The 8413-nt window shown below is 58.5% G+C and carries 6 protein-coding genes; all 6 read left to right on the top strand.

Annotated features, from left to right (window positions below):
- Window positions 1-122: 122 nt before the first annotated feature.
- Entirely contained in the window at window positions 123-623 is a 501-nt protein-coding gene (gene moaC, locus HMPREF2842_RS04520; RefSeq protein WP_049341109.1) for a cyclic pyranopterin monophosphate synthase MoaC, read from the top strand.
- Between the two features lie 56 nt (window positions 624-679).
- On the top strand, window positions 680-1198 hold the full coding sequence (locus tag HMPREF2842_RS04515; protein WP_005508377.1) for a MogA/MoaB family molybdenum cofactor biosynthesis protein: 519 nt from the start codon (window positions 680-682) through the stop codon (window positions 1196-1198).
- On the top strand, window positions 1188-1694 hold the full coding sequence (locus tag HMPREF2842_RS04510; RefSeq protein WP_044150198.1) for a molybdenum cofactor biosynthesis protein MoaE: 507 nt from the start codon (window positions 1188-1190) through the stop codon (window positions 1692-1694). The genes HMPREF2842_RS04515 and HMPREF2842_RS04510 overlap by 11 nt, the downstream gene beginning before the upstream one ends.
- Window positions 1695-1807: 113 nt before the next feature.
- Window positions 1808-3001 carry a ThiF family adenylyltransferase gene (locus HMPREF2842_RS04505; RefSeq protein ID WP_070642958.1) on the top strand — a complete coding sequence of 398 codons (1194 nt, stop codon included), beginning with the start codon at window positions 1808-1810 and terminating at the stop codon, window positions 2999-3001.
- 78 nt (window positions 3002-3079) lie between these two features.
- Window positions 3080-6799 (top strand): nitrate reductase subunit alpha, encoded by a 3720-nt coding sequence (locus tag HMPREF2842_RS04500; protein WP_049341117.1) that lies wholly within the window; start codon window positions 3080-3082, stop codon window positions 6797-6799.
- Window positions 6799-8412 carry a nitrate reductase subunit beta gene (gene narH, locus HMPREF2842_RS04495; protein WP_005504921.1) on the top strand — a complete coding sequence of 538 codons (1614 nt, stop codon included), beginning with the start codon at window positions 6799-6801 and terminating at the stop codon, window positions 8410-8412. The genes HMPREF2842_RS04500 and narH overlap by 1 nt, the downstream gene beginning before the upstream one ends.
- Window position 8413 lies beyond the last annotated feature (1 nt).

Below are 8413 nucleotides of genomic sequence, written 5' to 3'. Positions count from 1 at the left end.
AATGCGTCCAAGTTTCGGGGCGCAGTTCAATTGTTCCTTGGTCGAACGACAAGGAATAATTGAGACTCACACTAAGTAACGATTCGCGGCAGAAGAATACCGCGCAGAAGCCAGGAGAAACGATGACCTCTACCTCTCAGCCCAACCAGGAACTGACTCACGTGCGCGCCGACGGCTCGGCACACATGGTGGACGTTACGGAGAAGTCAGTTACCACCCGCACCGCCCTGGCTGAAGCAACCGTGCGCACCCGCGAAGACGTGATTGCCATGATTTTTGACGCTGACCTGCCCAAGGGCGACGCTCTTCCCGTTGCACGTGTTGCCGGCATCATGGGCGCTAAGCGCACCCCGGAAATCATTCCCCTCTGCCACCCGCTGCCCCTGGGCAAGATCACGGTGGACTTTGAGCGCGGCACCGACTTCGTGCGTATTGAGGCCTCCGTGAAGACCCGCGGCGTCACCGGCGTAGAGATGGAGGCGCTCACCGCCGTCTCCTCGGCGGCACTGACCGTTTTCGACATGATCAAGGCAGTCGATAAGTACGCCGTAATTACCGATATCCGTGTTCTGGAGAAGAGCGGCGGCAAGTCCGGCGACTGGTCCGTCCGCGAGGAATCCTAAGCTACGGCGGTGCACCGCCCCCACCGTCATCTGATAGATACAGAAAAGGAAAGCCAATGAGTAGCGAAGACTACACCATGCCCGAGAACCTCACCGGTCTGGTTATTGTCGCCTCCACCCGTGCAGCCCGCGGTGTGTACGAGGATAAGTCCGGCCCCATCGCCGTGGAGTGGCTGCGCTCGCGCGGCTTCGACACCCCGGATGCCGTGGTCATTGAAGACCGCGATATTGTCGAGTACTTCAACACCCTGGTGGCTGAAGGTAAGAAGAACGGTAACCTACCGACCTTCATCCTGACCAGCGGTGGTACCGGTCTGAACTCTGACGACCAGACCGTGGAGGCGGTTCGCCCACACCTGGACAAGGAAGTACCCGGCATCATGCACGCCTTCTGGATGAACGGTCTGAAGAACGTTCCCGCCGCGGTGCTTTCACGCGGCGTGGCGGGCGTCATTGACCGAACCTTCGTGATGACCCTGCCCGGTTCGCGCGGTGGTGTGAAGGACGGCGTGGCAACCCTCGACCCGCTTGTTGAGCACATCTGCCGTCAGATGGAGGACTACCATGACCACTAAGCCGCAGAAGGAAGAATCCCTGGACCACTCGGGCGCGCACGGTGCTGAGCCGAGCGGCTCGACCGTGGTGTTCACTGATATTACGGAGGCTCCCCTGGAACCGCTGTACGCGGCGGCTAAGGCTGAGGTTATGACTGATGCCATGGGTGCCCTGGTAATTTTTGACGGCATTGTGCGCAACCATGATCACGGTAGCGCGGTGCGCGGGCTGTCCTATAGCGCGCATCCGCAGGCTCGTGAGTATATTGCGGAGGTTGCCGCCGAGGTTGCTGCCGAGCTGGACGGTGTGCGTCTGTGGGCTGTGCATCGTGTGGGTCCGATTGCTATTGGTGAGTCGGCTCTGACCGTGATGGCGGCGGCTGCTCACCGTGGCCGCGCGTTTGATGCCTGTGAGCTGGTGGCTGACCGGGTGAAGGCTCGTGTGCCGATTTGGAAGGAACAGGAACTGCTCGATGGAAGCATCGAGTGGGTTGGTGTGGACACTTCGCCTGCTTAGCCTTCTGAATATTCTGATATCTCTATATAAGCCTGTCAGGGGGATTTCTCTCGGGCAGGCTTATTCTCCTTGAAAGCTCAAGTCACCTCTACTACTAGACGCGAGGAATCCCTATGTCTTCTCAGCCTTCAACCGGCACGGGCGAGCTCTCTGCCGCTGAGCGTGCGTTCTATTCTCGTCAGCTGATTCTGCCCGAAATGGGCTACGAGGCTCAGCTGGCGCTCAAACGCGCACGCGTGGTGGTGCTGGGTGCTGGCGGTTTGGGTGCTCCCGCGCTGCTGTACCTGGCGGGTGCCGGGGTCGGTCAGATTGTGGTGGTTGATGATGACGTCGTGGATGCCTCGAATCTGCACCGCCAGGTGATTCATACGCACGCCAGAGTGGGTAATTCTAAGGCTGAGTCTGCCGCAGAGTCTTTGCGCTCGCTGAATCCTTTTATTGAGGTTGTGCCGGTGCGTGAGCGTTTAACGGAGGCGAATGTTGATGATTTGCTGTCTGGCGCTGATTTGGTGCTGGATGGTAGCGATAATTTTGAGTCGCGTTATATGGTGTCGGCGGCGGCGGCGCGTGCTGGGATTGCGCATGTGTGGGCTGCGATTCTTGGCTTTGATGCGCAGTTGAGTGTGTTTTGGGCGGGACACGGTCCGGTGTATGAGGATTTGTACCCTCATGCTCCTGCTGCCGGTAGTGTGCCTTCGTGTAGTACTGCTGGCGTGGTGGGCGCTATGGCTGGTGTGGTGGGTGCTGCTATGGCTATGGAGGCAGTGAAGCTGTTGACCGGGGTGGGGGAGCCACTCATGGGTGAGGTTGGCCTATATTCGGCGTTAAGCGGGAGGTGGGAATATATACCTCTCGTAGCTAGCGTGCAAGCTGTACCTAAGAAAAGTGTCGTTTTGCCTCAAGAAACGAGTTATAAGCCCAAAAATTATGTAACAATTCGTAATATTTCTCAGGATTTTACTAGCTCTTCTACTGATTCGACGCCTCGTCCCATAAGTGCCCAGGACCTTAAAAAGCTGTCATCGGATGAAAATATTGCCCTTTTGGACGTCCGTGAGCAGGTGGAATTCGAAGCTTTTGCTATTGATGGGGCTATTAATCTTCCTCTGACTGAGTTGCTGGAGGCCGGTCGGAATAGTGTTTTAAAGGCCTTGATTGAGCGTAAAATCCCCGCAAATGCCCAGAAAATCGTTATTTACTGCACCGGATACACCCGAACGGTTGAGGCGGCTCGTGAAATAGCGCCTCTGGAGGAGCGTTCTGTGTACATGCTTGAGGGTGGAATTTCCGCCTGGCTTACGGTCTAAAAAACCCTTATTTCGTATGAATTAGGCAAGGTTTTTATCTCGTATTTTCCATGCCAAATTTCCGATATATTGGGCAGTATGGAACAAGCATCACAGATTAAGGGCCCGGACGGCCCCCTTACCGATCAGCTGATCAAGTTCGGTAAGTTCTTCTCCCGCTGGGATGAGACTGAAGACGGCCGCGCCGTCTTCCGTGAAGGCGGCCGCGAAGGTGACGCCTTCTACCGCGACCGTTGGAGCCACGATAAGGAAGTTCGCTCTACCCACGGCGTGAACTGCACCGGCTCCTGCTCCTGGAAGGTGTACGTCAAGGACGGCATTATCACCTGGGAAGCACAGGAAACTGACTACCCCTCGGTTGGTCCCGACCGCCCCGAGTACGAGCCCCGCGGTTGCCCCCGCGGTGCAGCATTCTCGTGGTACACCTACTCTCCCACTCGCGTTAAGTACCCCTACGTTCGCGGTCTCCTGCTGGAGATGTACCGCGAAGCGAAGGCAATCCACAACGATCCCGTGGACGCCTTCCACTCCATCGTGTCCGACCCCGCCAAGCGTGCACGCTACGTGAACGCACGTGGTAAGGGTGGTCTGGTGCGCTCGACCTGGGCTGAGGCTCTCGAGCTGATGGCTGCTGCTCACGTGCACACCATCAAGTACTACGGCCCCGACCGTAACACCGGCTTCACCCCGATTCCGGCAATGTCCATGGCGTCCTTCAGCGCGGGTGTTCGCTACATCCAGCTGGCCGGTGGCGTCATGACCAGCTTCTACGACTGGTACGCTGACCTCCCCGTGGCTTCCCCGCAGGTCTTCGGCGACCAGACCGACGTTCCCGAGTCCGGCGACTGGTGGGACGCTGCATACCTCATCATGTGGGGTGCAAACGTTCCGCTGACCCGTACCCCGGATGCTCACTGGGTCTCCGAGGTCCGCTACCGCGGTACCAAGGTTGTCACCGTGAGCCCCGACTACGCCGACAACACCAAGTTCGCTGACGAGTGGCTGCCCGCCCAGGCAGGTACCGACGCGGCACTGGCAATGGCGATGGGCCACGTCATCCTTAAGGAGAACTACGTCGACCAGCGTGTCGAGTTCTTCGAGGACTTCTCCCTGACCTACACCGACCTTCCCTTCCTGGTCACCCTGGAAACCCGTGAAGACGGCATTAAGGTTCCCTCCAAGTTCCTGACTGCAGCTAAGCTCGCTGGCGAGGCTGAGCAGCCGAACGCTGACTTCAAGCCCGTCCTGATGGACCGCGAGACTGGCGAGGTCTTCGTGCCCAACGGCACCATGGGTCACCGTTACGCTCAGGAAGACCAGGGCAAGTGGAACCTGGATTTGCAGGGTCGTAAGCCGATTCTGTCGATTCGCGACCTGCCTCAGGGCCAGTCCGCAGCGGTTGAGATTAAGATGCCGACCTTCGATAACCCGAAGGGTCACGGCGACGTCATTACCCGCGGCGTGCCCGTAACCTACGTTGATGGTCACGAAGTTACTACCGTCTTCGATATCATGCTGGCACAGTACGGTGTGGGCCGTGAGGGTCTGCCCGGTACCTGGGCTAAGGACTACGAGGACTGGAACGTTCAGAACACCCCGGCATGGCAGGAGCAGATTACTTCTGTCCCCGCCGAGGCTGTTATTCGCGTTGCCCGCGAGTTCGCCAAGAGCGCCCTGGATTCCGGCGGCCGCTCCATGGTCATCTTCGGTGCAGGTATCTGCCAGTGGTACCACGCTGACACCACCTACCGCGCTATCCTCGCTCTGCTGAACCTGACCGGTTGCCAGGGTCGCAACGGTGGCGGTTGGGCTCACTACGTGGGCCAGGAGAAGGCACGTCCTCTGACCGGTCTGACCAACATTGCGAACGCTCTGGACTGGAGCCGCCCGCCGCGTCACATGATCGGTACCGGCTTCTGGTACATGCACACTGACCAGTTCCGTCAGGACGCATACTCCACCGACTACCTGCAGTCCCCGCTGGCTAAGGGCGAGCTGCGCGACGTTCACACTGCTGACGTTGTGGCACGTTCTACCCGTATGGGCTGGATGCCGTTCTACCCGCAGTTCCCCGAGAACTCGCTGGATCTGGCAGACAAGGCAGAGCAGGCAGTGGCACGCGGCGAGGCTTCCTCGAACGCGGACTACATTGCACAGCGCCTGAACTCCGGTGACCTGGAGTTCTCCGTTGAGGACGTTGACAACCCCGTCAACTGGCCTCGTACCCTGACCCTGTGGCGTTCGAACCTGTTCGGTTCCTCCGCTAAGGGTGAGAGCTACTTCCTGAAGCACCTGGTCGGTAGCATGGACAACGTCCAGGGCTCCGACTCGGAGAAGCTGCCGAACGAAGTGAAGTGGGTTGAGGACGCGCCTCAGGGCAAGCTGGATCTGCTGGTCACCTCGGACTTCCGTATGACCTCCACGACCCTGCTGTCTGACATCGTTCTGCCGACTGCTACCTGGTACGAGAAGCACGATATCTCCTCGACCGATATGCACCCGTTCCTGCACGCGTTCTCCCCGGCAATTGACCCGCCGTGGGAGGCAAAGACCGACCACGAGACCTTCAAGGCACTGGCGTTTGAGTTCAGCCGCCTGGCTAAGAAGCACCTCGGCGTCCGTAAGGACATCGTTTCGGTCCCGCTGTTGCACGACACCCCCGGCCAGATTGCTCAGCCCGGCGGTCACGCACCCGACTGGAAGAACACCCCCGGTATGGTGGGCGTACCCGGCAAGAACATGCCGAACTTCGTCACCGTCGAGCGCGACTACGGCGCACTGTACGACATGTACACCACCGTTGGCCCGCTGTTCGATAAGCTCGGTGCAACCACCAAGTTCATCACTTACGACCTGAAGGACGAAGTCGCGAAGATGGCTAAGGAATTCGGCGTGATGGACTCCGGTAAGGGCGCAGGCCGTCCGGCACTGGATACCGACGTGAAGATTTCTGAAGCAATCCTCATGATTTCCGGTACCTCCAACGGTGAGGTCGCTGTCAAGGGCTTCAAGGAGCTTGAGAAGCAGACCGGTCTGCACCTGATGGACCTGGCAGAAGGTAACGAGGAACGTCGTATCACCTTCCCTATGACCCAGGCCGCACCGCAGCCCGTGATGACCTCCCCCGAGTGGTCCGGTTCGGAGACCGGTGGTCGCCGTTACGCTCCGTTCACCGTCAACATCGAGAAGAAGAAGCCGTTCCACACCCTGACCGGCCGTATGCACTTCTTCCTCGACCACGACTGGATGCACGAAATGGGCGAGGCTCTGCCGATTTACCGTCCGCCGCTGGATATGACCGGCCTGTACAACGAGCCTGAGCTCGGTACTACCGATGGTGTTTCGGTTGCTGTTCGCTACCTGACCCCGCACAACAAGTGGGCAATTCACTCGCAGTACTTCGATAACCACTACATGCTGAGCATGTTCCGTGGCGGTCCGACTGCATGGATGAGCCCGCAGGACGCTGAGAAGATTGGCGTCAAGGATGGCGAGTGGATTGAGTGTGTGAACACCAATGGTGTCTTCGTCGGCCGTGCGGTTGTTTCGCACCGTATGCCCGAGGGCGTTTGCTACGTCTACCACGCTCAGGAGCGTATGGTTAGCCCGAAGTCTGAAGTCACCGGTAAGCGCGGTGGTATTCACAACTCGGTGACCCGTATTCTTCTGAAGCCCACCCACATGATTGGTGGCTACGCTCACCAGGCGTTCGCCTTCAACTATCTTGGACCGACCGGTAACCAGCGAGACATCGTCTCGTACATCCGTCGCCGTAAGTCCCAGGAGGTAACTTTCTAATGCGCGTTATGGCACAAGTTGCTATGGTGATGGCGCTCGATAAGTGCATCGGCTGCCACACCTGCTCCGTGACCTGTAAGCAGGCATGGACGAACCGAGCCGGTACCGAGTACGTCTGGTTCAACAACGTTGAGACTCGTCCCGGTCAGGGTTACCCCCGCCGTTACGAGGATCAGGAGAAGTGGAAGGGCGGCTGGGTGCTGAACAAGCGCGGTCGTCTGGAGCTCAAGAGCGGTAACCGCTTCCAGAAGCTCTTCACGATCTTCGCTTCCCCGATTCAGCCCGAGCTGAACGACTACTACGAGCCCTGGACCTACGATTACCAGAACCTGACCAGTGCTCCTCTGGGTGATGACTTCCCGGCTGCTAAGCCGGTCTCCCTCATCACCGGTGAGGACACCAAGGTCGAGTGGGGTATGAACTGGGACGACAACCTGGCTGGTGCGACCGAGTACGGTCACCTGGACCCGCTGGTTGAGAAGGTTCGCAAGAAGGCAGAGGACAAGATTAAGTTCGAGTTCGAGCAGACCTTCATGTTCTACCTGCCTCGTATTTGTGAGCACTGCTTGAACCCCTCCTGCATGGCTTCTTGCCCCTCCGGCGCTATCTACAAGCGCGCTGAGGACGGTATCGTTCTGGTTGACCAGGACCGTTGCCGCGGTTGGCGTCAGTGCATCACCGGCTGCCCCTACAAGAAGGTGTACTTCAACCACAAGACGGGTAAGGCTGAGAAGTGTACCTTCTGCTACCCCCGTATTGAGGCTGGTATTCCGACCGTGTGTGCTGAGACCTGTGTTGGTCGTATGCGCTACATCGGTATCTTCCTCTACGATGCAGACCGCGTGACTGAGGCTGCTTCGGTCGAGGATGAGAAGGATCTCTACGAGGCTCAGCTGTCGCTGATGCTTGATCCTTCGGATCCGGCTGTGATTGAGCAGGCTCGTAAGAACGACATCCCCGATGCGTGGATTACTGCAGCTCAGAAGTCGCCCGTGTACAAGCTGGCGAAGGAGTGGAAGGTGGCTCTGCCCCTGCACCCCGAGTACCGCACCATGCCGATGGTTTGGTACGTGCCGCCGCTGTCTCCGATTGTTGACCTGCTCAAGGAGCAGGGCCACGATGCAGAGAACAGCAACAACCTGTTCGGCGCTATTGAGTCTCTCCGTATTCCGGTTGAGTACCTGGCTGAGCTGTTCACCGCTGGTGACACTGAGGTTGTTACTAACGTTCTGCGCCGCCTGGCTGCGATGCGTTCGTACATGCGTGACATCAACCTCGGTGGCGAAGGCAACGAGGAGATTGCTCAGGCAGTTGGCATGACTGGTCAGCAGGTGTACGAGATGTACCGCCTGATGGCTATCGCTAAGTACAACGAGCGTTACGTCATTCCGAAGGCTCACATGGAAGACGCCCACAACCTTGAGGAAATGGGCTGCTCCTTGAGCGTGGATGGCGGACCCGGCATGTACGGCGATGCGTTCAACGACATGGAGGGTCGCCCGACCCCCGTGTCCACCGGTGTCTACGAGGCTAACAACAAGGTCAGCTTGTTCAGCTGGGACGGTTCTTCCCGTCCTGACGGCCTCTTCCCGAATACCACCGGAAAGAAGTAAT

The sequence above is a fragment of the Rothia sp. HMSC069C10 genome (assembly GCF_001812205.1).
GTDB classification, from domain to species: domain Bacteria; phylum Actinomycetota; class Actinomycetes; order Actinomycetales; family Micrococcaceae; genus Rothia; species Rothia mucilaginosa.
The sequence above is the reverse complement of the archived record's forward strand: the minus strand, read 5'-3'. Positions and strand labels throughout refer to the sequence as shown.

Excerpts from the sequence above, each read along its gene's own strand:
- moaC (WP_049341109.1), top strand. The coding sequence starts at position 123 with ATGACCTCTACCTCTCAGCCCAACCAGGAACTGACTCACGTGCGCGCC.
- HMPREF2842_RS04515 (WP_005508377.1), top strand. The coding sequence starts at position 680 with ATGAGTAGCGAAGACTACACCATGCCCGAGAACCTCACCGGTCTGGTT.
- HMPREF2842_RS04510 (WP_044150198.1), top strand. The coding sequence starts at position 1,188 with ATGACCACTAAGCCGCAGAAGGAAGAATCCCTGGACCACTCGGGCGCG.
- HMPREF2842_RS04505 (WP_070642958.1), top strand. The coding sequence starts at position 1,808 with ATGTCTTCTCAGCCTTCAACCGGCACGGGCGAGCTCTCTGCCGCTGAG.
- HMPREF2842_RS04500 (WP_049341117.1), top strand. The coding sequence starts at position 3,080 with ATGGAACAAGCATCACAGATTAAGGGCCCGGACGGCCCCCTTACCGAT.
- narH (WP_005504921.1), top strand. The coding sequence starts at position 6,799 with ATGCGCGTTATGGCACAAGTTGCTATGGTGATGGCGCTCGATAAGTGC.